This window comes from Sphingobium herbicidovorans, assembly GCF_002080435.1.
Taxonomy (GTDB): domain Bacteria; phylum Pseudomonadota; class Alphaproteobacteria; order Sphingomonadales; family Sphingomonadaceae; genus Sphingobium; species Sphingobium herbicidovorans.
On sequence record NZ_CP020538.1, the window covers coordinates 2,245,219 to 2,270,188 of the forward strand.

34 protein-coding genes and 1 pseudogene are annotated in these 24,970 nt (G+C 62.6%); 24 read left to right on the forward strand and 11 right to left on the reverse strand.

Annotated features, from left to right (window positions below; all coding sequences use genetic code 11):
• Nucleotides 1-3 precede the first annotated feature (3 nt).
• Genes rsmI through B6S01_RS10945 form a run of 4 tightly spaced genes read left to right on the forward strand, consistent with a single transcriptional unit; the run spans nucleotide 4 to nucleotide 2,832 of the window.
• The gene (gene rsmI / locus B6S01_RS10930) at nucleotides 4-846 is read left to right on the forward strand and encodes a 16S rRNA (cytidine(1402)-2'-O)-methyltransferase (protein ID WP_037467683.1); all 843 of its coding nucleotides are present in this window, start codon (nucleotides 4-6) and stop codon (nucleotides 844-846) included.
• A complete protein-coding gene (locus B6S01_RS10935; RefSeq protein ID WP_037467682.1) occupies nucleotides 843-1,196 on the forward strand; it encodes a YraN family protein in 354 nt (117 codons plus the stop codon). The genes rsmI and B6S01_RS10935 overlap by 4 nt, the downstream gene beginning before the upstream one ends.
• 30 nt (nucleotides 1,197-1,226) lie before the next feature.
• Nucleotides 1,227-2,201 (forward strand): glutathione synthase, encoded by a 975-nt coding sequence (gene gshB / locus B6S01_RS10940; RefSeq protein ID WP_037467681.1) that lies wholly within the window; start codon nucleotides 1,227-1,229, stop codon nucleotides 2,199-2,201.
• A gap of 31 nt (nucleotides 2,202-2,232) precedes the next feature.
• Entirely contained in the window at nucleotides 2,233-2,832 is a 600-nt protein-coding gene (locus B6S01_RS10945; protein WP_037467679.1) for a DedA family protein, read from the forward strand.
• A 16-nt stretch (nucleotides 2,833-2,848) separates the two neighbouring features.
• On the opposite strand, the pseudogene B6S01_RS10950 reads toward B6S01_RS10945, so the two are convergent.
• A pseudogene (locus B6S01_RS10950) lies at nucleotides 2,849-3,738 on the reverse strand (tyrosine recombinase XerC).
• A 155-nt stretch (nucleotides 3,739-3,893) separates the two neighbouring features.
• Here B6S01_RS10950 and B6S01_RS10955 point away from each other — a divergent pair.
• The 4 genes from B6S01_RS10955 (at nucleotide 3,894) to B6S01_RS10970 (ending at nucleotide 7,477) form a co-directional block, all read left to right on the forward strand.
• On the forward strand, nucleotides 3,894-4,772 hold the full coding sequence (locus B6S01_RS10955; RefSeq protein WP_037467675.1) for an MBL fold metallo-hydrolase: 879 nt from the start codon (nucleotides 3,894-3,896) through the stop codon (nucleotides 4,770-4,772).
• A 72-nt stretch (nucleotides 4,773-4,844) separates the two neighbouring features.
• The gene (gene nadA / locus B6S01_RS10960) at nucleotides 4,845-5,831 is read left to right on the forward strand and encodes a quinolinate synthase NadA (protein WP_037467674.1); all 987 of its coding nucleotides are present in this window, start codon (nucleotides 4,845-4,847) and stop codon (nucleotides 5,829-5,831) included.
• Between the two features lie 4 nt (nucleotides 5,832-5,835).
• Nucleotides 5,836-6,684: a carboxylating nicotinate-nucleotide diphosphorylase gene (gene nadC / locus B6S01_RS10965; protein ID WP_037467673.1), complete on the forward strand. Its 849-nt coding sequence runs from the start codon at nucleotides 5,836-5,838 to the stop codon at nucleotides 6,682-6,684.
• A 19-nt stretch (nucleotides 6,685-6,703) separates the two neighbouring features.
• The gene (locus B6S01_RS10970) at nucleotides 6,704-7,477 is read left to right on the forward strand and encodes a ribonuclease T2 family protein (RefSeq protein ID WP_407695219.1); all 774 of its coding nucleotides are present in this window, start codon (nucleotides 6,704-6,706) and stop codon (nucleotides 7,475-7,477) included.
• A 19-nt stretch (nucleotides 7,478-7,496) separates the two neighbouring features.
• Here the strand turns inward: B6S01_RS10970 and B6S01_RS10975 are convergent, their stop codons facing one another.
• Together B6S01_RS10975 and B6S01_RS10980 are read right to left on the reverse strand one after the other, a co-directional pair.
• Nucleotides 7,497-7,919, reverse strand: a complete 423-nt coding sequence (locus tag B6S01_RS10975) for a DUF4112 domain-containing protein (protein WP_037467670.1) — start codon at nucleotides 7,917-7,919, stop codon at nucleotides 7,497-7,499.
• A 20-nt stretch (nucleotides 7,920-7,939) separates the two neighbouring features.
• Nucleotides 7,940-9,415 (reverse strand): ABC transporter substrate-binding protein, encoded by a 1,476-nt coding sequence (locus B6S01_RS10980; RefSeq protein WP_037467669.1) that lies wholly within the window; start codon nucleotides 9,413-9,415, stop codon nucleotides 7,940-7,942.
• Between the two features lie 188 nt (nucleotides 9,416-9,603).
• Here B6S01_RS10980 and B6S01_RS10985 point away from each other — a divergent pair, with 188 nt between their 5' ends.
• The 9 genes from B6S01_RS10985 (at nucleotide 9,604) to grxD (ending at nucleotide 15,245) form a co-directional block, all read left to right on the forward strand.
• Nucleotides 9,604-10,542 (forward strand): right-handed parallel beta-helix repeat-containing protein, encoded by a 939-nt coding sequence (locus B6S01_RS10985; protein WP_037467824.1) that lies wholly within the window; start codon nucleotides 9,604-9,606, stop codon nucleotides 10,540-10,542.
• A gap of 46 nt (nucleotides 10,543-10,588) precedes the next feature.
• Nucleotides 10,589-10,795: a hypothetical protein gene (locus tag B6S01_RS10990; protein WP_037467668.1), complete on the forward strand. Its 207-nt coding sequence runs from the start codon at nucleotides 10,589-10,591 to the stop codon at nucleotides 10,793-10,795.
• Between the two features lie 24 nt (nucleotides 10,796-10,819).
• Nucleotides 10,820-11,194 carry an STAS/SEC14 domain-containing protein gene (locus tag B6S01_RS10995; protein ID WP_062793005.1) on the forward strand — a complete coding sequence of 125 codons (375 nt, stop codon included), beginning with the start codon at nucleotides 10,820-10,822 and terminating at the stop codon, nucleotides 11,192-11,194.
• 81 nt (nucleotides 11,195-11,275) lie between these two features.
• A complete protein-coding gene (locus tag B6S01_RS11000) occupies nucleotides 11,276-11,959 on the forward strand; it encodes a glutathione S-transferase family protein (protein WP_037467666.1) in 684 nt (227 codons plus the stop codon).
• 98 nt (nucleotides 11,960-12,057) lie between these two features.
• Nucleotides 12,058-13,512 (forward strand): 3-isopropylmalate dehydratase large subunit, encoded by a 1,455-nt coding sequence (gene leuC / locus B6S01_RS11005; RefSeq protein WP_037467665.1) that lies wholly within the window; start codon nucleotides 12,058-12,060, stop codon nucleotides 13,510-13,512.
• 109 nt (nucleotides 13,513-13,621) lie between these two features.
• Nucleotides 13,622-14,215 carry a 3-isopropylmalate dehydratase small subunit gene (gene leuD / locus B6S01_RS11010; protein WP_037467664.1) on the forward strand — a complete coding sequence of 198 codons (594 nt, stop codon included), beginning with the start codon at nucleotides 13,622-13,624 and terminating at the stop codon, nucleotides 14,213-14,215.
• Between the two features lie 57 nt (nucleotides 14,216-14,272).
• Nucleotides 14,273-14,596, forward strand: a complete 324-nt coding sequence (locus B6S01_RS11015) for a DUF1476 domain-containing protein (RefSeq protein ID WP_037467662.1) — start codon at nucleotides 14,273-14,275, stop codon at nucleotides 14,594-14,596.
• A gap of 18 nt (nucleotides 14,597-14,614) precedes the next feature.
• Nucleotides 14,615-14,848, forward strand: coding sequence for a BolA/IbaG family iron-sulfur metabolism protein (locus B6S01_RS11020; RefSeq protein WP_037467661.1), 234 nt, complete (start codon nucleotides 14,615-14,617; stop codon nucleotides 14,846-14,848).
• Between the two features lie 64 nt (nucleotides 14,849-14,912).
• Nucleotides 14,913-15,245: a Grx4 family monothiol glutaredoxin gene (gene grxD / locus B6S01_RS11025; RefSeq protein ID WP_037467823.1), complete on the forward strand. Its 333-nt coding sequence runs from the start codon at nucleotides 14,913-14,915 to the stop codon at nucleotides 15,243-15,245.
• Nucleotides 15,246-15,264: 19 nt separating this feature from the next.
• Here grxD and hemW read toward each other — a convergent pair whose 3' ends face one another.
• Nucleotides 15,265-16,440, reverse strand: a complete 1,176-nt coding sequence (gene hemW, locus B6S01_RS11030; RefSeq protein WP_037467660.1) for a radical SAM family heme chaperone HemW — start codon at nucleotides 16,438-16,440, stop codon at nucleotides 15,265-15,267.
• A 79-nt stretch (nucleotides 16,441-16,519) separates the two neighbouring features.
• Here hemW and B6S01_RS11035 point away from each other — a divergent pair, with 79 nt between their 5' ends.
• On the forward strand, nucleotides 16,520-17,098 hold the full coding sequence (locus B6S01_RS11035) for a CAP domain-containing protein (RefSeq protein ID WP_322787663.1): 579 nt from the start codon (nucleotides 16,520-16,522) through the stop codon (nucleotides 17,096-17,098).
• A 17-nt stretch (nucleotides 17,099-17,115) separates the two neighbouring features.
• On the opposite strand, the gene rdgB is transcribed toward B6S01_RS11035, so the two are convergent.
• Together rdgB and rph are read right to left on the reverse strand one after the other, a co-directional pair.
• Nucleotides 17,116-17,745, reverse strand: a complete 630-nt coding sequence (gene rdgB, locus B6S01_RS11040) for an RdgB/HAM1 family non-canonical purine NTP pyrophosphatase (RefSeq protein WP_037467657.1) — start codon at nucleotides 17,743-17,745, stop codon at nucleotides 17,116-17,118.
• Between the two features lie 87 nt (nucleotides 17,746-17,832).
• A complete protein-coding gene (gene rph / locus B6S01_RS11045) occupies nucleotides 17,833-18,549 on the reverse strand; it encodes a ribonuclease PH (protein ID WP_037467656.1) in 717 nt (238 codons plus the stop codon).
• A 97-nt stretch (nucleotides 18,550-18,646) separates the two neighbouring features.
• Here rph and B6S01_RS11050 point away from each other — a divergent pair, with 97 nt between their 5' ends.
• From B6S01_RS11050 to B6S01_RS11070, 5 genes are all read left to right on the forward strand, one after another.
• Nucleotides 18,647-19,156, forward strand: a complete 510-nt coding sequence (locus B6S01_RS11050; protein WP_037467822.1) for a DUF6438 domain-containing protein — start codon at nucleotides 18,647-18,649, stop codon at nucleotides 19,154-19,156.
• Between the two features lie 44 nt (nucleotides 19,157-19,200).
• Nucleotides 19,201-20,244 (forward strand): heat-inducible transcriptional repressor HrcA, encoded by a 1,044-nt coding sequence (gene hrcA / locus B6S01_RS11055; protein WP_037467821.1) that lies wholly within the window; start codon nucleotides 19,201-19,203, stop codon nucleotides 20,242-20,244.
• Nucleotides 20,241-20,795 carry a nucleotide exchange factor GrpE gene (gene grpE, locus B6S01_RS11060; RefSeq protein ID WP_037467654.1) on the forward strand — a complete coding sequence of 185 codons (555 nt, stop codon included), beginning with the start codon at nucleotides 20,241-20,243 and terminating at the stop codon, nucleotides 20,793-20,795. The genes hrcA and grpE overlap by 4 nt, the downstream gene beginning before the upstream one ends.
• 155 nt (nucleotides 20,796-20,950) lie before the next feature.
• Nucleotides 20,951-21,571: a PadR family transcriptional regulator gene (locus B6S01_RS11065; protein ID WP_234810761.1), complete on the forward strand. Its 621-nt coding sequence runs from the start codon at nucleotides 20,951-20,953 to the stop codon at nucleotides 21,569-21,571.
• A gap of 1 nt (nucleotide 21,572) precedes the next feature.
• Entirely contained in the window at nucleotides 21,573-21,851 is a 279-nt protein-coding gene (locus B6S01_RS11070; RefSeq protein ID WP_037467652.1) for a DUF2218 domain-containing protein, read from the forward strand.
• A gap of 76 nt (nucleotides 21,852-21,927) precedes the next feature.
• Here B6S01_RS11070 and ruvC read toward each other — a convergent pair whose 3' ends face one another.
• From ruvC to B6S01_RS11085, 3 genes are all read right to left on the reverse strand, one after another.
• On the reverse strand, nucleotides 21,928-22,419 hold the full coding sequence (gene ruvC, locus B6S01_RS11075) for a crossover junction endodeoxyribonuclease RuvC (protein WP_037467651.1): 492 nt from the start codon (nucleotides 22,417-22,419) through the stop codon (nucleotides 21,928-21,930).
• Nucleotides 22,420-22,538: 119 nt separating this feature from the next.
• Complete coding sequence (locus B6S01_RS11080; protein ID WP_037467650.1) at nucleotides 22,539-23,282, reverse strand: YebC/PmpR family DNA-binding transcriptional regulator; 744 nt, start codon at nucleotides 23,280-23,282, stop codon at nucleotides 22,539-22,541.
• 67 nt (nucleotides 23,283-23,349) lie between these two features.
• The gene (locus tag B6S01_RS11085; protein WP_174525906.1) at nucleotides 23,350-23,676 is read right to left on the reverse strand and encodes a heavy metal-binding domain-containing protein; all 327 of its coding nucleotides are present in this window, start codon (nucleotides 23,674-23,676) and stop codon (nucleotides 23,350-23,352) included.
• Nucleotides 23,677-23,741: 65 nt separating this feature from the next.
• Between B6S01_RS11085 and B6S01_RS11090 the strand changes: the two genes are divergently transcribed.
• Complete coding sequence (locus tag B6S01_RS11090; RefSeq protein ID WP_037467649.1) at nucleotides 23,742-24,371, forward strand: hypothetical protein; 630 nt, start codon at nucleotides 23,742-23,744, stop codon at nucleotides 24,369-24,371.
• 3 nt (nucleotides 24,372-24,374) lie between these two features.
• On the opposite strand, the gene B6S01_RS11095 is transcribed toward B6S01_RS11090, so the two are convergent.
• Nucleotides 24,375-24,617 (reverse strand): DUF2312 domain-containing protein, encoded by a 243-nt coding sequence (locus B6S01_RS11095; protein ID WP_037467648.1) that lies wholly within the window; start codon nucleotides 24,615-24,617, stop codon nucleotides 24,375-24,377.
• A 45-nt stretch (nucleotides 24,618-24,662) separates the two neighbouring features.
• Complete coding sequence (locus tag B6S01_RS11100; protein ID WP_037467647.1) at nucleotides 24,663-24,962, reverse strand: DUF1244 domain-containing protein; 300 nt, start codon at nucleotides 24,960-24,962, stop codon at nucleotides 24,663-24,665.
• Between the last annotated feature and the right edge of the window lie 8 nt (nucleotides 24,963-24,970).

The following is a 24,970-nucleotide window of genomic DNA, read 5'->3' on the forward strand; positions in this document are numbered from 1 at the left end:
CTTATGGAAACTCAATCTTCTGGGCTGGAGCCCGGGCTTTACATCGTTGCGGGGCCGATCGGCAACCTTGGAGACCTTAGCCCGCGCGCAGCCGAAGTCCTGCGCCTTGCCGATGTGATCGCCGTGGAAGATACACGGGTGAGCGCACGGTTGTTGCGGCATGCCGGATCGGACCGGCCGATGATCCCCTATCATGACCATAGCGCCGAAGGTGTGCGTGCGCGCCTGATCGAACGAATGGCAGGCGAATCAGTCGCGCTGCTGTCCGATGCGGGAACGCCGCTGATTTCCGATCCGGGTTACAAGCTGGTTCGCGACGCCCGTGCCGCCGGACGGACCATCACGACGCTTCCCGGCCCCAGCGCGGCCATCGCCGCGCTCACCCTATCGGGCCTTCCCACCGACCGTTTCCTTTTCATAGGGTTCCTGCCCGCCAAGCAGAAGGCGCGCGCGGACGCGCTGGGGGAAGTCGCCGCGCTGCGCGCCACGCTGATCTTCTATGAAAGCGGTCCGCGCCTTTCCGAAAGCCTTGCCGCCATGGCGGAGCATCTGGGCGACCGTGACGCCGCCGTATCGCGTGAAATCAGCAAGGCGTTCGAGGAAACGCGGACCGGCACGCTCTCCGAGCTTTCCGCCCGCTATGCGGACGCTACACCCAAAGGGGAGATCGTCGTCATCGTCGGTCCTCCGGGCGAAGCGCCGCCAGCCAGCGCAGATGACGCCGACGCTGCCCTGCTGGAAGCGATGCAGCGGCTTCCTGTCTCCAAGGCGGCCGGAGAGGTGGCCAAGAAGCTGGGTCTCGACCGCCGCGCCCTTTACGCCCGCGCGATGGACCTGAAAGGGTGAAGCGTCAGCAGGCCGAAAGACGCGGGCGACAGGCGGAACGCATCGCGGGCTGGTGGCTGCGGCTGAAGGGCTGGCAGATCGTCGGCCGCCGTTTGCGTACTCCCGCAGGCGAGGTTGACCTGGTTGCCCGGCGCGGCGCGATGCTTGCCTTTGTCGAGGTAAAGGCCCGTGCCAGCGGCGCTGATCTGGACCTAGCCATCGATGAGCGCCGCCTGTCGCGCGTCGCTGCGGCGGCAGAAATGCTCTTCTACGAACTTGCGAAGCCCGGCGATGACATGCGGATCGATGTGATCCTCCTTGCGCCGGGGCGCGCGCCGCGCCATCTGGCGAATGTCTGGCATGGGGGGTGACAGCCCTGAACGGAAGGAACAGCTAGTCCGATGACCGATCTCAACCCCCTGACCGTCGCTGTGCAGATGGACCCGATGGAAGGGATCAATATCAAGGGCGATTCAACCTTCCACATCATGCTGGCGGGACAGGCGAGGGGGCATCGCCTCTACCATTATCTCGCGCCGGACCTCACCTACCGCGAAGGCCGCGTGCTGGCGAAGGCGCGTCCGGTCAAGGTGCAGAAAGTGGACGGAGACCACTTCGCCCTTGGAGAACCTGAACTGCTTGATCTTGGCCGCGACGTGGACGTCGTGCTGATGCGCCAGGATCCGCCTTTCGACCTCAGCTATATCACTGCCACTCACCTGCTCGAGCGCGTGCAGGATGAAACGCTGGTCGTGAACGACCCGGCTTCGGTTCGAAACGCACCTGAAAAGCTGTTCGTTCTGGACTATGCGCGCTTCATGCCGCCGACGATGATCACCCGCGACCTGGCCGAGGTGAGGAGCTTTCTGGCCGAACATGGGGAGATCGTCGTCAAGCCGCTTTACGGCAATGCGGGCAACGCGGTCTTTCATGTCGGCCAGTCCGGCGCAAACCTTTCCGCGCTGGTGGAACTGTTCAACGCATCGTGGGTCGAGCCCTTCATGGTTCAGGCCTTCATCCCCGGCGTCGCGCAGGGCGACAAACGCATCGTCCTGATCGACGGTGAGATCGCAGGTGCGATCAACCGCATTCCGGGCGCTGGCGAAATACGGTCCAACCTTGCGGTGGGCGGATCGGCGGCCAAGACCGAACTGACCGATCGCGAACTGGAAATCTGCGCCGCCATGGGGCCGGAACTCAAGCGTCGCGGCCTGCTGTTCGTCGGCATCGATGTGATAGGCGGCGAATGGCTCACCGAAATCAACGTGACCTCTCCCACCGGCATCGTCTCGATCGACGCCTTTAACGGCACGGACACGGGCGGCATGATCTGGGACGCCATCGACGCCCGCCTGGCTGCGCGGGCCGCCGCTTGACGCCTGACCCTCTTAGCCCCGCGACGAGCAAGTGACCGACTGGGTTCTCCACCTGATCGACGCGGGCGGCTATTGGGGCATTTTTGCCCTGATGGTGATAGAGAATGTCTTTCCGCCGATACCATCGGAACTGATCATGGGCATTGGCGGCATCCGCGTTGGGCAGGGCCGAATGGCGATGGAGTGGCTGCTGCTGGCGGGGACGCTGGGCACGACGGTCGGCAATTATTTCTGGTATCTGGTGGGCCACGTGCTGGGATTTCATCGCTTGAAGCCATTGGTCGACCGCTATGGCCGCTGGGCGACGCTGGAATGGAGGGATGTGGAGGCGCTGGACCATCTATTCGGGAAATATGGGCAGATCGTCGTCTTCGTCTTTCGCTTCCTGCCAGCCTTCCGCACCATGATTTCGTTGCCGGCAGGGCTGTTTCGCATGGGTCATTTCAAGTTTCTGGCCTGGACTGCGGGCGGGGCGCTGATCTGGAACATCATCCTTGCCTATGCGGGATTTCTTCTGGGCCAGAATTTCCGCGACATTGACAAATATGTGGGGCCAGTCGCCACCGCCTGCGTCGTGGGCGCAATCGCCCTTTACCTCTGGCGCCTTGCGACATGGAAGCCCAGAGGCTGATGGTCATCCGATCCGATCAGGCGCGTGGATGCGCGTTGCGATACACGTCCAGCAAATGGGCCGCATCCACCTGGGTATAAATCTGCGTGGATGACAGGCTGGCATGCCCCAGCAGTTCCTGAAGCGAGCGTAAGTCCGCCCCGCGTCCGAGCAGATGCGTCGCGAAACTGTGCCGCAGCGCGTGGGGCGTCGTTCGATCGGACAGTCCCAGCCTGCCCCGTGCGCCCTGCACTGCCCGCCGGACGATTGCTGCCGACAATGGCCCCCCCGTGCGCCACGGAACAGTGGTTGGCGCTGCTCCAGCGGATAGGGGCATAGCACAACATATTTTTCTATGGCTTCCCGCACCTGCGGCAGCAGCGGCACGATCCGCGTTTTCCCTCGCTTGCCTGTCACGCGCAGCGTTTCGCCTAACGGCATGACATCGCCGGTCAGCGCCATCGCCTCGCCAATCCGCAATCCAGCCCCGTACAGCAACAGCAGCACCGCCCAGTCCCGTGCGCCGATCCACTCCTCTCGCGCGGACTCCGCAATATCTGCGGCCAGCGCCACCGCTTCATCGGGTGACACAGGTCGTGGCAGCCCGCGCTTTACCCTCGGCCCTTTCAGCAACGGCACGCGCGCATCTTCGCCGCCAGTGAATTTCAGAAAGCCCCGCACGGCCGATAGCTCCCGCGCCGCAGACCCATTGCCGATCCCGTCCATCCGTCGCACCGTCAAAAAGGCGCGCAGGTCTGCCTGCTCGACCGTCGCCAGTGTCGCTGCGCTTACCGGGCCGCCGCGATGCTCTTCAAGAAATGCGATCAGCCGCTCGGCCGTTGCCATATAGGCCCGTACCGTATGCGTTGAGCGTCGGCGGTCGAGCGCCAGATGATGCCGCCATGCTTCCACCAGATCCCGCAACATGCACTCCCCACGCCCGTTCGCGGCGACCCTTGCGACCGCTTGCCAATCTACTCGCCCGCACGAACGGAGGTGGGGATAGTAGGACAGCCTTCTTTCCAACGGAATCCCTTATCCCCGCGCCCTTGAAAATCCCCCAAAATGGGCACATGAGGCGCATGGCCTCCGTTTCCGACACAGCCGACATGCCCACTGGCGCATTGCTGCAGATTTCGCCGCTGGTAGGCCGCGTGCTGGCGCCCAATCCATCGCCCTTTACCTATACCGGCACGCAGACGTACCTCGTAGGCGGCAGCGATCTTGCCGTTGTCGATCCCGGCCCCGACGATGCGGATCATCTCGCCGCGCTGGTCGCCGCCGTAGGCGACCGCCCGGTGCGCGCGATCCTTTGTACCCATACGCATCGCGACCACAGTCCTGCGGCTGCCCCGCTCTCTGCCCGGACAGGCGCGCCGGTCATTGGCTGTGCTCCGTTGGCACTGGAGGATGACGGGCCGCGCGCCGACGCCGCGTTCGACATTCACTACAGCCCCGACAGCATAATGGCCGATGGGGATCGATTGGCAGGGGAGGGCTGGACGCTGGAAGCTGTCGCCACGCCCGGTCATACCTCGAACCATCTCTGTTTCGCCTTGGTTGAGGAAAACGCGCTCTTCACCGGCGATCATGTCATGGGCTGGTCCACCAGCGTCATCTCGCCCCCGGATGGCGACATGGCTGACTATATGCGTTCGATGCAGCGCCTGCTCGATCGCCAAGACGCAGTCTATTATCCTGCGCACGGCGAGCCGGTCGAAAATCCCCGGCGGCTGGTGCGCGGCATGATGGGGCACCGCAAGCAGCGCGAGGGTCAAATCCTGCGCTTTCTGGAGCGTAATGGTGCGTCGGAAGTCCCTGACATGGTGGCCGAAATGTATCGGGGCGTGGATGCGCGGCTGCATCCCGCCGCAGGCCGGTCGGTTCTGGCGCATCTTATCGACCTTGGCGGGCGGGGTATTGCTGCCGCCGTGGGGGATGGCCGCTGGCGGCTGTGCTAGGATCAAATACTGGCCAATCGGGCCAACGCCCGCTAGGGGCGCGCTGAACAAGGCCCTTGAGGAGTAGGGACAATGAACGCCATCACTGGAATTCCCCAGGGGATTGATCTGCGCGCGGAAATCGACCGCCTGCGCAAGGACCGCAACGCCGTCATCCTCGGTCATTATTATCAAAAGCCCGAAATCCAGGACCTGTCCGATTTTGTTGGCGACAGCCTGGAGCTTTCGCGCAAGGCTGCGGAGACGGACGCGGAAGTCATCGCCTTTTGCGGCGTGCGCTTCATGGCTGAAACCGCCAAGATCCTGTCGCCTGAAAAGATCGTCGTCCTGCCGGACATGGATGCCGGCTGCTCGCTGGAGGACAGCTGCCCGCCCACGCAGTTCAAGGCGTTCCGCGAAGCGCATCCCGATCATATCGCACTCAGCTACATCAACTGCTCGGCAGAGGTGAAGGCCTTGAGCGACATCATTGTGACGTCCTCGTCAGCCGAAACGATCCTGAGCCAGATTCCCCGGGACCAGAAGATCATCTTCGGCCCCGACAAACATCTGGGCGGCTACCTGATGCGCAAATTCGACCGCGACATGCTGTTGTGGCCTGGTGTGTGCATCGTGCATGAGGCTTTCAGCGAAACAGAATTGCTGAAGCTGAAGGCCGAGCATCCCGGCGCGCCGGTCGCCGCTCACCCCGAATGCCCGCCCTATATCGTCGATCATGCGGACTATGTCGGATCGACCAGCGGCATCCTGCAATATGCCAAGACGATGACCGGCGACACGCTGATCGTCGCCACCGAACCGCATATCATCCACCAGATGCAGAAGGCGGTTCCCGAAAAGAGCTTCATCGGCGCACCCGGCGCGGACGGCAATTGCAACTGCAATGTCTGTCCGTACATGGCGCTCAACACGATGGAAAAGCTCTATCTGGCGCTCCGCGATCTACAGCCGCGCATCGAGATGGACGAGACTCTGCGCCTTGGCGCCCGCAAGAGCCTAGACCGCATGCTGGAGATGGCCAGCGGCACGGTGGGCAAAGGCGACGTTGGGAATCGCTGAGTATATGACTTTTACGCTTCCCGGCTTCGATCTCGACGCCTTTATCGATTCCACGCTGGCCGAGGATCTTGGTCCCGAAGGCCGTGACGTCACCAGCGAAGCGGTAATTCCGCAGGATGCGATCTTCGACGGGGTCATGGACAGCCGAGACGCCGTGACGCTCGCCGGGCTTCCGATCGCCGCCGCTTTTTTCCGTGCGCTCGATCCGGATGTGGAGATTGAACTGCTCCAGCAGGATGGCGACCGCGTGGGGCCGGGCACCGACATCATGCGTATCCGGGGCAAGGCGCGCGCCATGCTGACGGCTGAACGGTCAGCCCTCAACACCGTCCAGCATCTCACCGGCATTGCCACCATGACGCGCGCTTATGTGGACGCGATCATGGGCACCGGCGCTACGCTGCTTGATACCCGCAAGACTATTCCCGGCCTTCGCGTGCTCGAGAAATATGCGACGCGCATGGGCGGCGCGACCAATCATCGCATGGGGCTGTGGGATGCGGCGATGATCAAGGACAATCACGTCGCCGTCGCGGGATCCGTCGAGGAAGCAGTCCGCCGCGCCGCCGCGGCCGGAATCGAGCGGATCATAGTGGAGGTCGATCGCGTCGATCAGATCGAGCCCGCGCTTGCGGCCGGGGCGACCCACCTGCTGCTCGACAATATGGACGCACCTACATTGCGCGGCGCGGTAACGCTGGTCGGGGCGCGCGTTCCTACCGAAGCATCCGGCGGCGTCACGCTTGAGACGATTCGCGCGAAGGCGGAAACCGGCGTGACCTTTATCAGCGTGGGACGGCTGACCCAGTCCGCACCCGCCGCCGATATCGGCCTGGACTTCGCCTTTGCTTGAAAGGGTCGCGGCGCTCCTGATGCTGGTCGCGCCCGGTACGGCTCTGGCGCAGGCCGCCTCGTGCAGCCCTCCCGCGCAAATTCCCCGGCCTCGCCTGGAAACTGCCAGCGCCAGTGAGCCTCGCCGTTTTCTTCCCATAGGCGGCTATACGCTCGCCCTGAGCTGGTCGCCCCAATATTGCGCAACGGCGCGGGGCGCAGACAGCGCCATCCAATGTGGCGGCCGCAGCGGCCGTTTCGGCTTCGTCCTCCACGGTCTATGGCCCGAGGGAGAGGGGGCTGAATGGCCGCAATATTGCCGCCCCGCCAAGCTCCTTCCCCGAAATCTTATCCGCGAAAATCTCTGTACGACGCCGTCTGTCCAGTTGCTCCAGCATGAATGGGCCAAGCATGGCAGCTGCATGGCCACAAGGCCTGAGCTATATTTTGATCTTTCCCGCGCCCTCTACGGATCAATCCGCTATCCTGACATGAATGCCCTGGCGCGGCGCGACACCCTTACGGTAGCCGACTTTGTCGCAGCCTTCGTCCGCGTAAATTCGCGTCTGAAGCCACATATGATCCGGGTGCAAACGGTGCGCGGAAACCGCCTGAAGGAAATATGGCTTTGCATGGATCGGGCGATGGAGTTTGTCCGCTGTCCCGCTCGCCAAAGGGGTGCGCCAGCCGCCAGCCGTCTCCGCATCGAACCAGGGCCTGCGATGCCACGCACGAAAAAGGCCGCGCCAACACCGCCGCGCCGTCCAGCGCTGATCCTTGACCTGGACCCCAATGCGCAGGCGCCAGCCAACTGATCGGCCATATGGCGCCCGGCTATAGGTCGATCGTTGCCGTTGAGGGATGATGCCGGTCCAGATGCCTGCGAATAAGGCGCAGGTTTTTGGTGTTGGACTTGAACAGAAAATCGAAAACGTCCCCGGCAAAGGGAATTGCGCCGACGACCGTGTCGAAACCCACATTCGCCGCCATGCGCGTCAATTGCCATTTTGACATGCCCAGATTTCGTGCTTCCCACACGATCCACGCGCCCATCGCCGCAGTAGCCAAATCGCCCACGATCGGGATCAGGCCGACCAGGCTGTCCAGTCCCACGCGCCGTTTGGTGCCGGGGATGACGAACAGCCCCTCCAACAAGGCTTCCATGGCTTCGATCCGCCGCCGCACTGATGCGGGGTCGCGACCAAAGCCGGGCATGTCGCGTACCATCCGGTCAAACTGGTCTTGCGAAAGGGCCATTGCTGCTCCTCCAATAAATCCTAATTGGGGCTGCGGAACAGATGGTTCAATGGGTGCCGCGCCCGAGGGGACGGCATGAAGCCCGTGAGCCGCCGGGAAACGAGCGACCATCGCACGGGCGAGCCCAGCGCGATATAGCCGTTATGGGCTTGCATCAGCGCCTCTGCCTCCGCCACCCGCGCCAAACGCTCCGAAGCGCTGCTGGCCATACTCGCCGCCTGCATTTGCGCCTCTGCCTGGGCCGAGCAATGCACCTTTCGCGCGCAACTGACTCGCCCAAGATACCAGAGCGCGCTGTCATAGGCCGCTACATCGTCGATCAACCGCAGGTCCGCGTCATCCTTCATCGCCACTCTTTCGACCCGCAGCCCGATCAGGCCCAGATCATGCCGGATCAGTCCAAAAAGCGTGGTGGCGCCCGGTCCGTTTGGCAATGCGACGCGCAGCACCGGGGGATCGCCATTGTCGCTGCGCCAGCGCGCTATCACGGCAGCGGCCTGCGCTCGCCGATCATCCATCGTCATGTCCGCCCAGCCGGGTACGGTGGGTGGTCGTGGCAGATCCAGTTGTGCGGGTACGATCTGTTCGGTGGTTGCCCAGCCGCCCAAAGGGAAAAGGATGGGCAACTGCTTACGGTCGATCGCCATATTGATCGCCTGTCGCACACCGTCATCGTCCAGCAGTTTGCCTTGACCCGTTACCGCCAGTCCGAGCAATCCCTGTACGGGATCGACCTGGACCGCATTGCGATCAATTCCGGCGGGCACCAGCAACGGCAGATCGGCGAAGCGCCCGCCCAACACGATCGCTGCCTTGCCCTCCCGGAAACGGATGACGGCCAACGCTGCCCGTTCCGCCCGCAGGATGCGTGTTTCCCAGGCGCTTGCTGGCGATTCATCCTCGCCGTCATCTGGCTGGTCCACCGGGGTCAGTATCAGCGCCTTGCCCCAGCGCTCGTGGCGGTAGGGGCCTGTGCCCCCTTCGCGTGACAGCAGCGCCATCTGCGGCTGCGCCAGCATCTGCAACAGATAGGGTCGCGGCGCGGCCAGGCGGATTTCTATGACCTCGCCGGTCATCGGCACAACAGCCTCCACTGCGTCGAGCGGCCCCTCGGGATCTAGCCGTCGCAGCGATTCGATCCGTGCCATCAGCAGGCGCGCGACATCCTTCGCCGCCACCCTCTCGCCATCGGGCCATTGCGCCCGCCGCAGCCGGAATATGTAGCTGCGCCCGTCATCACCGACGATCCAGCGCTGCGCGAGCGCGGGCAATATCTCGCCGCTTGCATCGAATGCGACCAGCCCTTGCGCCGTCGCCTCAAGGATCAGCTTCGCGCCGGGATCGGGCAGATTTTCCAGCGGCTTCACGAAATCGGCAGGCGATCCAACGACGCTGACCACGACCGGCCCGCTTGCCTCCTGCGAACAACCAGCAAGCAGCGCAACGGCGCCCATCAGGACGGCAATCGATCGGAGCAGGGGGGCGGCTACGGTCATGCGTTCAACAGGCTTAGAGTCTGTCTCGCCCAAGTTGAAGCATTTACGTCAGGCATTGCCTCCTTTGTGATCAGGGGCTGGTTTTTTCGCCGCCCGATTGCCGGAGGAAGTCTTCCGATCCCGGAATGGGATTTTGTTAACCATGAGTCCGCATTGCCGTTTGGTAGCCCGAGTCTATGACTTTCGATATGCGCATCCTATCCACAACATTGCTTGTCTTTGCCGCCGCCGGAGCGGCCGCTTTGGCGCAGGGCACGCCGACGCCCTTCACCATAGCCGAAAGCGGGCGAGGCTATGCCTCGCTCAAGGATGCGGTGGCAGCGATCGGCAATGGCAAAGGGACAGTGGTAATCGCGCCCGGCACCTATGCGCAATGCGCGGTGCAGGAAGGCGGGGATATTGTCTATCGTGCCCAGACGCCCGGCAGCGTGATCCTCGACGGCGTTCCCTGTGAGGACAAGGCGGCGCTGGTGTTGCGTGGACGGTCGAGCAGCGTCGATGGTATCATATTCCAGAATTTGCGTGTTCCCGATGGCAATGGCGCGGGCATTCGCCTGGAAAGCGGCGATCTGACCGTCGCCAACAGCCTCTTCCGCAACAGCGAGGAAGGGATTTTGAGCGGCGATGCGCCGGGTAACAGCGTCACCATCGACAAGTCCACATTCCGCCATCTTGGCCGCTGCGACCGGGACCTGGATTGCGCCCACGGCATCTATATCGGTCGTTATGGCAAGCTCACCGTTACACGCTCCCGTTTCGATCAGGGCGATGGCGGCCATTATCTGAAGACTCGCACGCCGCGCGTCACGATCACCGACAACAGCTTCGATGATAGCGGCGGGCGCCTGACCAACTATATGATCGACCTGTCCAATGGCGCCAGCGGTGAAATCAGCCGCAACGAAATGGTGCAGGGCCGGAACAAGGATAATTACAGCGCCTTCATCACCGTCGCGCCGGAAGGGCGGGAGCATGACAGCAGCGGCTTGTCGATCGCGGGCAACAGTGCATCCTTCGTGCCGGGCCTGCAGCGAAACAGCAGCTTCGTCGCCAATTTCACTGACGACATCGTGAAAATCGGACCGAATCGTCTGGCGAGCGGGATCAGGCAGGCAGACCGCCGCTGACGGCCACTGGCTTGCGCGGGCCGCTGTTCAGGTCGATAACTGTGCGATGCGCAGCACTCATGATTCCGCCACAGTACGCCTCTATCACCTGAGCGACTCCGAAGAAGGGGGCGCAGCGACGACCCTCTTTTACGGACCGTTAAGTCAAGCTGTGCTTATCGCGGAGCAGCAGTCGCAAGATATCCAGGACGGGCTGTTCATCGCCACCGATAATGATGTGGTCGCCTGGCTTGATTTGCAGGAGGCTGAATAGGCGCCTCCATGTTGAGGAGGGAATGTGCGGAAGTTGGAAGGCTTTTTCGACGTCAGTTATGACAGCAGCCGCAAGCTGATCAAAATTACCACCTATGGTTTCTGGAATCTCCAGGTGGTCGAGCAGTTTGCGCAGGCGATCGCCGACATCAGCAGGGTCGCTGATGATGGTTGCGACACGCTGCTCAACACCTGCCGGACGGAAATCCACACCCTGGAGGTCAGCGAGGCGTTGGGCCGTATCTCCTATCCCAACAGAGATGCCAACTCGGGCCGGATCGCCATAGTGTCGCCATCCATGCTCCTGCGGATGCAGACCAAGCGAATACAGCCGCCTGACGGCAACTTTGGCTATTTCGATACCGAACAGGAGGCGTTGCAGTGGCTTGCGGCCGCCTAGCGCCTGCATCTGCGTTCCCGCTTTTCCGCACCCTTCCGGCTCTATAGAGTTGTAAAAGCCGGCCGGGAAGGAGAAGCGTTCATGTCTTACACCCTCATCACCGCCAATCGAAACTATTCGAGCTGGTCGCTTCGTCCCTGGATGCTGATGAAGGCGCTGGGCATTCCGTTCGTGGATAGGCTGGAACCGTTCGCGCATAGCGTCAATTACGCTGCCTTCCGCGCCTTTTCCCCCACGGGGCAGGTTCCTGTGCTGATGGATGAAAGTCGGACCGCTTGGGACTCGCTCGGCATCACGCTTTACCTTGCCGATCGGCATGCCGGGGTTTGGCCGCAGGATGAGGACGCCCGCGCCTTTGCCCAGTGCGCCGTTGCCGAAATGCACAGCGGCTTTTCGACTCTGCGGAACGAATGCCCGATGAACGTCGGGGTGCGCGTGGAACAGGACCTGCCATCCCCTTCCCTTAACCGGGATATCGCGCGATTGGCCGAGTTGTGGGGCGAGGGGTTGAAGCGATTCGGCGGCCCCTATCTCGCGGGACCGGCATTCACGGCTGCGGATGCCTTTTACGCTCCGGTGGCCTTTCGCGTGCGGACCTACGCCCTGGACGTCGGCCCCGCCGCACGGAAATGGGTCGACCATATCTTGGCTCATCCCGCGATGCAGGAATGGGAAGCCGCTGCCCTGGCGGAGACATGGCGCGAAGAAAGCCATGAGGCGGAGGTGGGTGCAGCGGGGCGCATCATCCAGGATGATCGCGCCTAGTTAAGGCTCCGCTGCAGGCATGCTATCGCCGGAAACAGGAAATATTGGCTTTCTTCCCCCTTTCGCCGGACCCCGTCTGGGTCTAGGGGGAGACTGTTATGGTCAAGCCCCGCACGCTGTACGAGAAGATTTGGGACGCGCATGTCATTGAACGCCGTCCCGATGGAACCTGCCTCATCTATATTGATCGCCACCTCGTTCATGAGGTGACGAGCCCCCAGGCTTTCGAGGGCCTTCGACTGGCTGGCCGGCCGGTGCGCCGCCCCGATCTGACTCTCGCCGTGCCGGATCATAATCTGCCGACCACGCCCCGCCGGGACGTGCAAGGCAATCGCATCCCGATCGCCGACCCCGAAAGCGCGCAGCAACTCGCCGCGCTGGAACGGAACGCCCCGGAATTTGGCGTTCGCCTGATCGGTGACGCAGACCTGGAGCAGGGCATCGTCCATGTTGTCGGGCCGGAACAGGGCTTTACCCTGCCGGGCACGACGCTGGTTTGCGGCGACAGTCACACCAGTTCGCATGGCGCATTGGGCGCGCTGGCCTTCGGCATCGGCACGTCCGAAGTCGAGCATGTGCTGGCCACCCAGACGCTCATGCTGAAGCAGTCGAAGACCATGGAAGTCGTGGTCGAGGGTCAGTTGGGCTTTGGCGTCACGCCCAAGGATGTCGCGCTGGCGATCTGTGGGCGCATCGGTACGGCTGGCGGCACCGGCTATGTCATGGAATATCGGGGATCGGTTTTCCGCGACATGTCGATAGAGGGTCGCCTGACCGTCGCCAACATGTCGATCGAGGCGGGGGCCCGTTCCGGCCTGTTCGCGCCGGATGACAAGACCTTCGCCTATCTCAAGGGACGTCCGATGGCGCCCCAGGGCGCGGCCTGGGACGCGGCGGTCGCCTATTGGCGGACGCTCGTTACCGACGAAGGAGCGCAGTTCGACAAGACGGTCGTCATCGACGCCGCCGACATTGTGCCCAATGTCACCTGGGGCACCAGCCCTGAGGATGTCGTGCCGGTCACTGGCGCTGTCCCCAGCCCGGACAGCTTCGCCGATCCGTCCAAGCGCGCCGCCGCGCAGAAGTCGCTCGACTATATGGGCCTGTCTGCCGGGCAGCGGATGGAGGATGTGTCGGTCGAGCATATCTTCATCGGCAGCTGCACCAACAGCCGCATCGAAGATCTGCGCGCCGCCGCCGCCCTGCTTAAGGGGCGTCACATCGCGAGCGGGATCAAGCAGGCGCTGGTCGTGCCGGGTTCCGGTCTGGTCAAGCAGCAGGCAGAGGCCGAGGGGCTGGACCGCATATTCAAGGATGCGGGCTTTGAATGGCGGGAGCCAGGCTGTTCGGCGTGTCTGGGCATGAACCCGGACAAGGTGCCTGCGGGGGAGCGCTGCGCCTCCACCAGCAACCGCAACTTCATGGGCCGCCAGGGTCCGGGATCGCGGACACATCTCGTTTCTCCGGCCATGGCAGCTGCCGCCGCCATCACCGGGCGCCTGACTGACGTGCGGGAATTGCTGAAAGAAAAACAGGGGGAGGTCGTCGCATGAAGAAGGTGTTCTGGCTGCTGGCGCTCGGCGCGCTGGCCAGTGCCGCAATGGCGGCGACACTCGGGCGCGCGGAAGATACGCGCCGCCTGGAGAGCAAGCAGGCGAATTGATGGAAAAGCTGACTATCGTTGACGGCCGGGCCTATCCGTTCGGAATGAAGAATGTCGATACCGACATCGTCATTCCGGCGCATTGGCTCAAGACCATTTCGCGCGCTGGCTTGGGCAAGGGCGCGTTCGAAGTGCTGCGCAAAGAGCCCGGCAATGTCTTTGATGATCCGGAATATGCGGGCAGCCCAATCCTGATTGCAGGGGACAATTTCGGTTGCGGGTCGAGCCGTGAGCATGCTGCCTGGGCGCTTGCTGACCTGGGCATCAAGGTGGTGATTTCACCAAGCTTTTCGGACATTTTTTCCGGTAATGCATTCAAGAATGGCATATTGACCGTCGTCCTGCCGCAGGAGGCTATTGATCGGTTGATGGAAGTTGCGAAGACCGACCCGATCCATGTCGATCTGGAGCAGCAGACCGTCACGACGCAGTTCCAGGATCGCTTCGAATTCGAGATCGATCCGTTCCGCAAACATTGCCTGCTGGGCGGCCTTGACGAGATCGGACTGACACTGGGGCAGGCTGACACGATCAGCCAGTTCGAGGCGAAGGACGCCGGGCTGCGGCCGTGGCTCGTTCCCGCCGTTGCGTAACCGTCGCGATCTTCCTATTTCGATAGATAATCCAGTTCATTTCAACAGGGCATCAGCATGACGACTTTCGACGATCGCGAAAAAGCCTTTGAAAATATGTACGCCCGCGACCAGGAGATGCAGTTCCGCATCCAGGCGCGGCGTAACCGGCTGTTGGGCGAATGGGCTGCGGCGAAGATGGGACTGACGCCGGAAGAAACCGACGCCTATGCGAAGGCGGTGGTGCAGGCCGATTTCGAGGAAGCGGGTGATGAGGATGTCATTCGTAAGCTGGTGGGCGACATGACGCAGGCTGGCGTCGATATCGACGAGGCGGGCGTACGCACTGCGCTGGAAGAACAGCAGGTGATCGCTCGCCGGCAGTTCATCGAAGCACAGTAAGACAGGACACGCTTTTCCATGCCAATGGCTGCCGATGAAATTGCGGACATGATCCGCGCGGCCATTCCCGATGCGCAGGTCGAGATTACCGATCTTGCCGGGGATGGCGACCATTATGCGGCGCGGGTGGTGTCGGAAAGCTTTCGCGGCATGAGCCGGGTGGCCCAGCAGCGCGCGGTTTACGCCGCGCTGGACGGCCGGATGGGTGGCGTGCTTCACGCCTTGCAACTGACCACCGCCGTTCCCAACTAACGGCTTGGAAATTTTCATGCGCGCCATGGCTTATTTGCGGGCGCCTGACAGGAATGGACCGACAATGACCGACGCCGTGCAACAGCGGATCGCCGATATCGTGAACAGCAATGATGTGGTGCTCTTCATGAAGGGGACGCCGCTGTTCCCGCAGTGCGGCTTTTCCAGCCGGGCGATCGCCATTCTTGAACATCTCGGCGTAGCCTATGAAACCGTCGATGTGCTTCAGGACCAGCTGATCCGGCAGGGCATCAAGAGCTTTTCCGATTGGCCGACGATCCCGCAGCTCTATGTGAAGGGCGAATTTGTGGGCGGCAGTGACATCATGATGGAAATGTATGAAGCGGGCGAGCTGGAGCAGTTGATGACAGACCAAGGCGTCGCATCAGCGAGCTAAAGGCTGTTCCTGTCCCAGGTCAGACGCGGATGATCTCGGGCAGTATGGCGTCGAGCAGCAACATCGCCGCCGGGGTGACGCGCAGACGTTGACCGGTCCGTTCGACCAGATTCAGCGCCGTAAGACGAATGATCGCTTCGTCGTCGAGCAGCACATCCGGTTGTAGCCCGGACATATCCGCAATCCTGCGAAGGTCGACCCCTTCGGCAAGGCGCAGGCCCATGATCAGTGCCTCGCGAGCGCGGTCGGTGGGAGCAAGCGGCTCCTCGCTTTGCAGCCCATGGCCATTGCGGTGCACCGCGTTCATCCAGTTTTCCGGTTTCTTGTGGCGCAGCGTCGCTACGCCGTTCCGGCGGCCATGCGCTCCGGGACCAACGCCAGCATAGGCGCCATAGCGCCAGTAAGTCAGATTGTGCCGGCTTTGCTGACCCGGTCGGGCGTGGTTGCTGATTTCGTAGGCCGGCAGGCCCGCGGCGTCGGTCATGGCCTGGGTTTGTTCATAAAGCGTTGCGGCATGATCAGGATCGGCAGGGGTCATCTTGCCCTGCGCGACGAGGGTGGCGAACCGGGTGCCGGGTTCGATCGTCAACTGATAGAGGGAAAGATGATCCGTGCCGAAGGAGAGGCCTTGGGCCAGTTCTGCTTCCCAAGCAGCCTCGCTTTGATCCGGCCGGGCGTAGATGAGGTCGAAATTGACGCGGTCGAAGACGGATTGCGCCACATCGAGCGCGGCGAGCCCCTCGGCAACGTCATGCGCCCTGCCCAGAAAATGCAATGCCTGATCGTCAAGCGCCTGGATACCGAGCGACACGCGGTTCACCCCCGCTTTCGCCAGATCGGCAAAGCGCGCGGCCTCCACCGAACTCGGATTGGCTTCGAGCGTGATTTCCATGTCCCTCGTCGGCTGCCAATAGCCTGATGCAGCATCGATCAGGCTGGCGACAATAGCGGGTGGCATGAGCGACGGCGTACCTCCGCCGAAAAAGATCGACGACAACGGCCGTCCGGGGTTCAGCGCCGCTTCATGGGCAAGATCGTCCAGCAGGGCGCTACGCCAGGCATCCATGTCGATGTCGGCCCGGACATGGCTGTTAAAATCGCAATAAGGACATTTCGAAACACAAAATGGCCAGTGCACATATAAGGCCATGGGTTCTTGCGCGAGCGCTGGGGAATCGAGTGGGGACAGGGGCATGACTGGGGGGCGCATTAGACGGCTTTGGGTCGCGCGGCTAGCGATCGCTGGCGCGGCTGTCGTCATTGCCGACAGCGCCATGGCGATGTCCGGGCATCAGGCCAGGCAGTCGGAAAGGGTGATGCCCGCATCCTATTATGGCATTAAAGAAGCGGATCGCGATGATGACCTGCTCCGTGATGTCACTCTGGGCATGCATAATGATGAGCGGAAATCGCTGGGCCTGCCGCTGCTCAGTTGGGACAATGCCCTTGCGGAGGATGCCGCGCGCTACGCCCGGCAAATGGCGGTTACCAATCATTTTCAGCATTCGCCGCGTTCATCCCGCTCTGTTCCGAGCGGCGAGAATCTCTGGATGGGTCCGCGGCGGTTGTACGAATATGATGTCATGATCGGCGCGTTTCTGGATGAAAAGCGGCTGTTTCGGCGTGGTGGCAAGCTGCCCAATATCAGCGTTTCGGGGCGTTGGCAGGATGTGGGGCATTATACGCAGATGATCTGGCGTGGCACGCGCAAGCTGGGTTGCGCGCTGGCTGACGGGCAGAATTACGAATATCTCGTCTGCCGTTATTTCCCGGCTGGCAACAACTTCGGCCAAGGCCCGCTCGACGCCGACGACAGCCCGCGCGGATCCCAGTTCGCGAGCGGAGCGGAATAGGCGCCCGCGCCGCTTCGTCAGAACACCGATGCGACCAGTTGCGCGAAGGCGTCGGCGCGATGGCTCATCGCATGCTTTTTCGCAGGCTCCATCTCACCAAAAGTGATCGCATGCCCCAGCGGCTGGAAGATCGGATCATAGCCAAAGCCCTTTTCGCCGCGCGGCGGCCAGGCGATCGTGCCATCGACCCGGCCTTCGAACGCTTCGACATGGCCGTCGGGCCACGCCAGAGCGAGAGCGCAGATGAAATGCGCGCCGTGACCCGCGTTCGGCCCCTTGGCTTCGATCGCGTCCCAGACCAGCTTCATGGCGATGCCGAAATCCTTCGTTTCGCCGGCCCAGCGCGCGGAAAAAATACCCGGATCACCATTCAATGCCTCGACGCAAAGGCCGCTGTCGTCGGCCAGCGCAGGCAGTCCCGACAGGTCGGCCGCCTGCATCGCCTTCAGCTCTGCGTTGGCGATGAAGGTGGTTCCGGTTTCTTCCGGTTCCGGCAGGTCCAGCTCCGCCGCCGACACGGTTTCTATGCCGTACGGCGCCAGCAGTTCGCCGATCTCCCGAACCTTGCCGGGATTGTGGCTCGCGATCACCAGCTTGCCGGGGGCCAGCTTGCGGATCGCCTGTTCCTGTCCGAAGTCGTCGCTCATTATCTGTCCTTATTGCCGTTCGCCCAGGGCGTGTCGAGAAGCGGGTGTCCGTTTCCCTGCACGGCCGGAACGAAGGGAGGCCGGAATCTAGCGGCCGGTCGCCCTGTCCTGCGCCGCGAAGATCTGCGCGCAGCCGATGCGGGCGAGACGGAGCAGGCGGAGCAGCTCTTCCTCGTCATAGGCCGCGCCTTCTGCGGTAGCCTGGACTTCGGCGAACTTGCCGTCCCCGGTCAGGATCAGGTTGGCGTCAGTCTCTGCATTGCTGTCCTCGGCATAGTCGAGGTCCAGAACGGGCGTGCCGTTGTAGATGCCACAGCTGATCGCCGCGACCTTCTGAATGATCGGGTCTTCGGCCAATGCGCCGGACGCCAGCAGCTTGTCTATGGCGATGCGCAGTGCGACCCAGCTGCCCGAGATGGCGGCGGTGCGGGTGCCGCCATCGGCCTGGATGACGTCGCAATCTACGACGATCTGGCGTTCGCCCAGCTTCTTGAGATCCACCACGGTGCGCAGCGAGCGACCGATTAGCCGCTGGATCTCCTGGGTACGTCCCGACTGCTTGCCCTTGGCGGCCTCGCGGCTACCACGGGTATGGGTGGCGCGGGGCAGCATGCCATATTCCGCCGTGACCCAGCCTGAGCCCTTGCCGCGCAGGAAGGGGGGCACCTTTTCCTCGACCGATGCGGTGCACAGCACGCGCGTGTCGCCGAAGCTGACGAGGCAGCTGCCCTCTGCATGAATGGTGAAGCCGGGCTCCATGGTGATGTCGCGCATCTGGTCGGGCGCGCGGCCGGAAGGACGCATAAAATTGTTTCTCCGAAGCGTTCAGTGGGTGGGGCTTAGCGCCGGGCGTGGCGTCATGCCAGTGGCGATACGCGCGAAAGATGATAGGAAGCCTGGCATGCAACTGCGATGGATGATGATTTTGACGGGTGCAGCCCTGCTGGCGGGATGCACGCAGGAGCGCCCCGAGCTGGAAAAGCCGGTCGCGGCGGGGGATACGATTCGTTTCTCCGCTGGTCCCTGCTTCGGCACCTGCCCCACCTATAGCCTGCGCGTGACGCCGGACGGTTCCGGCCTGATTGAGCCGGAGCGGTTCACGGCCGTTCCCGGCGCGACCCGCTTTACGGTCACCCGCCCGCAATATCGCCGCTTCCGTGCAATGCTGGCGCAGTTCCGTCCGCCTGCCGGGACAACCAGGCGAATCACGCATGGCGAAAATTGCACGCGCTTCGCTACGGACATGCCCGGTTACACGATTGAATGGCTGAGGGCGGACGCCCCGCCAACCCGGCTGGAGTTTCAATCGGGATGCGGCGACGCTGCTTATGGCAAGCTGCGCGCGGCGATCGCTTCGATCCCTCGGATGCTGGACGTCGATGCCATGGTCAAGCCAACAGGCCGCCGCTAGTGCGCGACTTGAGTGCGGCCGATTGCTTGCCTAGATAGATGGCCATGGCGGTCACACCGGTTACAGAACTCAATGAGCGGGCGCGCGACGTCTTTCGCGTGGTGGTCGAGAGCTATCTCGGCACCGGCTTGCCCGTGGGTTCGCGCACCATCAGCAAGATCGCCTCGCTCAGCCTGTCGCCCGCATCGATCCGCAACGTCATGCAGGATCTTGAGGAACTGGGGCTGCTGGCCGCGCCGCATACATCCGCAGGGCGGATGCCGACCGAAACCGGGCTGCGCCTTTTTGTCGATGGCATGATGCAGGCGGCAGAGCCATCTATCGAGGAACGACGCGCGATCGAGGCGGGCGTCGTTGAAGGAGGACCGATCGAGGAGGCGCTGTCAGCGGCTACCGCTGCCTTGTCCGGCCTTTCCGCCTGCGCCGGGATCGTGATGGTGCCCAAGCGCGAGCCGGTGCTGCGGCAATTCGGCTTTGTGCCATTGAACGACCGGCAGGCGCTCGCCGTGCTGGTCGGGCAGGACGGATCGGTTGAAAACCGCGTGCTGGACATGCCGCGGGGTGTGACGCCGGTGATGCTGAACGAAGCGGCGAACTTCATGTCGGCGCGGTTTGCCGGGATGACGCTGCGGGAAGCGGGTGACGCCCTGCAGCGGGAGATGGAGGGCGAACGGACGGCGTTGCAGGGCGCGGCGCGCGAACTGGTGGAACGGGGGATCGCGGTCTGGTCGCAGGATGCCGATGATCGGCCCGTGCTGATCGTTCGGGGGCAGGCGCATTTGCTGGATGACGGCACCGCTGCGGACCTGGAACGGGTGCGGCAGTTGCTGGAGCAGCTGGAAGGCAAGCAGGAGATTTCGCGCCTGCTGGAAAATGCGCTGGCGGGGAGCGCGACGAAAATCTTCATCGGGTCGGAAAACAAGCTCTTTTCCCTGTCCGGTTCTTCGGTCATAGCCGCGCCTTACCGTGGCGGCGATGGCCGTGTCGTCGGCGTGGTCGGGGTCATTGGCCCCACGCGCTTGAACTATGCGCGGGTGATCCCCATGGTGGATTTCACTGCGCAGACGTTGTCGAGATTGATGAGATGAGCGAAGACAAGCAGAATATCGAAAATACCGAAGTTGTGGATGAACTGCCCGAGGACACCGCACCTGCTGGAGACGCTGCGGCGGAGCGTATCGCTGCGCTGGAGGCCGAACTGGCAACGGCAAAGCAGGATGTTCTCTATGCCCATGCCGAGACGCAGAATGTCCGGCGGCGACTGGAAAAGGAACTGGCGGACGCCCGCTCCTACGCTTCGACGGCTTTCGCCCGCGACATATTGTCGGTCGCCGACAATCTGGGGCGCGCGTTGCAGGCGATACCGGCGGACCTGCGCGAAGACGACAAGTTCAAGGGACTGGTCGCCGGTCTGGAAGCGACGGGCCGCGAGCTGGAGAATGTGTTCGGGCGCAACGGCATCGAAAAGCTGGTTTCTGTCGGGCAGCCGCTCGACCCCAACAAGCATCAGGCGATGATGGAAGTGCCATCCGATGAGGCCGAGCCGGGAACTGTGCTGGTCGAGATGCAGGCGGGATATATGATCAAGGACCGGCTGTTGCGGCCGGCGCTGGTGAGTGTGGCGAAGAAGCCCGACTGACCAAAAACGCCCGTATCCGGGAGCTATTGACCCTCCGGTCCTTTGGACTGGAGGGTTTTTTCGTGAATGAAATAGTGAGTTGGATTGACTTTTTTCGAATCTAAGATATATCGTAGTGCATCGTAGACATATGGAATAATGTTATGCACGCTTTTATGAACAAGGATGCCCGTCGGCGCCATGGTGGTCACGCGCATTTCGCGGCGATGGGGGGCCGACATGGTCGGCACGGTGAAGGACATGGGCCGTTTGGCGCAGGCCCTGGTCCCTTTGGCGGCGGGTCAATGCGCGGCGGCGGGGGTGGCCGGGGCGGCCGGCGGCGATTGTTCAGCAACGATTCGCTCCAGTTGATCCTGCTGCACTTGCTGAGCGAGACGCCCCGTCATGGCTATGACCTGATCCGCGAGATCGAGAGTCGGTCGGGGGAAGCCTATGCGCCCAGCCCGGGCGTGGTCTATCCGACGCTGACGATGCTGGCGGACATGGACCTGATCGCCGAACAGCCGGGCGCAGGCAGCCGCAAGCTGTTCGCCATCAGCGAAGCGGGGCGCGTGCATTTGAGCGAGCATGCGGATGCACTGAAGGAGGCGATGGAGCGGTTGACGTCCCTGGCGCAGCAGGCCGAGCAGGTCGATGGCGCGCCGATCCGGCGGGCGATGCACAATCTGTCGATAGCCGTGCGGGCGCGGCTGGAACGGGAAGGAGCCGACCGGGAGACGATGTTCGATGTCGCATCGCTGATCGACGAGGCCGCAAGCAAGATCGAAAGGCTCTGACATGATGCTGACCGCGCACGTGCCGACGGCTCAGGGCAGCCGCTACCTCCAGCAATTGTGCAAACATTGGGGGCACAAGTTCGAGACGGAGTGCGACGCGGAGAAGGGCGTGATCGCTTTTCCCATGGGGCCGATCCGGCTGGCGGCCGGGGCGGACGGGCTTACCGTGACGATCGAGCCGAACGAGGATGCTGACGCCGAGCGGTTCAAGCAGGTGGTGGCGGAGCATCTCGACCGCTTTGCGTTTCGGGAAGCGCCTTTGCGGTTTGACTGGGGGTGAGGGTGCGCGTGGGATGGGGTGGCGTGTAGTCTCCTGAGATCCCAGCTTTCGCTGGGATGACGGATGCGAGGCGGCGTTAGCGGCTGGGGATGCGGCGGGCGCTGGCCAGGTGATGGGCGTGGGTGATGGCGACTGCCAGGGCGTCGGAGGCGTCCGGCCCCGCTACCTTAGCGCCGGGGAGCAGGCGGGACACCATGGCGTGGACCTGATCCTTGGACGCGTTGCCGACGCCGACCACCGACTTTTTGACGAGGCGCGCGGCATATTCGCCCACCTCCATGCCGGAGCGCGAGGCGGCGAGCAGCACGACGCCGCGCGCCTGGCCGAGCTTCAGGGTCGATTGCGGGTTCACGTTGACGAACACTTCCTCGACCGCCGCGCCGCCCGGCTGATGTTCAAGGATGAGGTCGGCGAGCGCGAGATCGAGCACCAGCAGGCGGCTCGCCAGCGGCATCGCTGAGTCCGTCTTGATCTGTCCGTTGGCGATGTGGGAGAGGCGATTGCCGTCAGCGGCGATCACGCCCCAGCCCGTGGTGCCAAGGCCGGGGTCGAGGCCGAGGATGATCATGCTGAGGGGTTCACGCGGAGACGCGAAGGCGCGGAGAAGGAGTATGGCTCAAGCCAACCCATCGCTGGGCTTGCGATCGCTATTGTCTCCGCGCCCCCGCGCCCCCGCGTGAAATCCACTTAACCCAGCTTCTCCATAACGTCGTCGGAGACTTCGTAATTGCCCCAGACGGTCTGGACGTCGTCATCATCTTCCAACGTGTCCACCAGCTTCATCAGCGTGGCGGCATTGGCTTCGTCGACTTCCACGGTGGTCTGCGGCTTCCAGGCGAGCTTGGCGCCCTCGGCCGGGCCGAGCTTGGCTTCCAGCGCCTTGGCGACTTCGTGAAGCGCGTCCATGGCGGTCCAGATTTCATGTTCGTCGTCGTTCGACGAGACATCATCCGCGCCCGCTTCCAGAGCGGCTTCAAAGATCGCGTCGGCATCGCCGGCGCTGGCGGGATAAGTGATGAGGCCCATGCGGTCGAAGCCGTGGCTGACCGCGCCGGACGCGCCCAGATTGCCGCCATTTTTGGAGAAGGCGGTGCGGACGTTGGTCGCGGTGCGGTTGCGGTTGTCGGTCAGCGCCTCGACGATGATGGCGACGCCGCCGGGGCCATAGCCTTCGTAGCGGATTTCTTCGTAATTTTCCGTGTCGCCGCCGATCGCCTTGTCGATGGCGCGCTGGATATTGTCCTTGGGCATGGACTGCGCCTTGGCCGCGTTGACCGCGAGGCGGAGGCGGGGGTTCATGTCCGGGTCGGGCATGCCCATCTTGGCCGCGACGGTGATTTCGCGGCTGAGCTTGGAGAACATCGAGGAACGCTTTTTGTCCTGCGCGCCCTTGCGATGCATGATGTTCTTGAATTTGCTATGGCCGGCCACGGCCTGCTCCTAAACTTGTCTGTTTGTCCGAAGGGCGCTCTCTAGCGGGCGCGCCTGCCAAGCGCAACTAGACGAGGATCGCCGTGCCCGAGGCGGAAACCATCAGCATGGAGCCGTTGGAGCCAAGCACTTCATAATCGAGATCGACCCCGACCACGGCGTTCGCGCCGAGCGTGGCGGCGCGCATACGCATTTCACCGATAGCCTGTTCGCGGGCGCGCTGGAGAACGTCCTCATAAGCGCCGGAGCGCCCGCCGACGATGTCGCGCACGCTGGCGAAAAGATCGCGGAAGAGATTGGCGCCCACGATCACCTCGCCGGTGACGATGCCGAGATATTCCTTGGCCGGACGCCCTTCCAGGCGGCTGGTGGTGCTGACGATGATCTCGGACATGGTTGCTACCTCCTTGGATTGAAAGCATTGCCATCCTATACGCGAGGTACTGGCCGGGGTAATTCATGAATCGCGACGAAATCGATTTGCTCAAGATGTTGGCCGGTGATGTGCAGTGGGCGCTGGATCATCTCGCACAATCCGATACGCAGACAGCGCGTCGCAACTTGATTCGCTGCCTCGTGTCGGCGGCCGAAGGGATGTCATGGACCTATCGTATGAACATCATGTCCATGGCACGGCATTTTGATGAGGCAAACCCGCTAATCGAAATGGCGTTTGCCGAAGCATCCTACGCTGTCACGGAAAATGGTGTAATCGTCGAGCAAGCGCGTCATATCTCTTTGACAGCCATGATCCGGCTGACGACCAGGGTGGCGCAAACCTTCTGTCCCGAGGTCAAGGTGGATTTTGGGGTGGCGGGTTGGTCCGCCCTGAAGAAGGCGATATCTGTTCGCAACCGGATCACCCACCCCAAACAGCCTGAAGACCTGTTGCTGTCAGACGACGAAATCGAAGCCGCCAAGGCAGGCTTTTTCTGGTTTTCGGATATGGCGATGGGGGTAATGGAAGCTGCGATCAAGACCTTCGCCGCCGATGTCAGGCTCGCAAAAGACCTAATCGAAAAATATAAATCCGGCGATCCTGACACGCTCGCTTTATTCAAGAGAGCGCATCAGGGACTGGACGACTGAAAATCAGTCCATGCCCAGCGCCGACAGATAGGTCTGGAGGACCGCTTCCATCTCCTGTCGATCATGCGCCGGCATTTTCCGCAGGCGGACGATCTGACGCATTATCTTGGCGTCGTACCCGGTTGACTTTGCCTCGAGATAGACGTCCTTGATGTCGTCGCCGATGCCCTTTTTCTCTTCCTCCAAGCGCTCAATGCGCTCGATATACAGCAACAGCTGATCGGCGGCGACGTTGCCCTCGCTCATATTTCAAATCTCCAGAAAGAATGTGAATCGGGTTGGCGACTGCTCCTAATGGCTGTCGGCGTTCTTCGCCACACTCTCCTGCATCTTTGCGATCTGTTCGGGGGTCGCTTCGCCCTGATGGCGCTGTTTCCATTCGGAAAAAGGCATGCCATGCACGATTTCGCGGGCTTCTTCGCGGCTGAGCGACCCGTCGGCTTCGGCGATCCAGTCGGCCAGGCAGTTGCGGCAGAAGCCTGCCGTGCCCATCAGGTCGATATTCTGAACGTCGGTCCGATGCTGCAAATGCGCGATGAGGCGGCGGAAGGCGGTTGCGGCAACCGCATCGGTGAGTATTGTGTCGGCCACGGCGATCC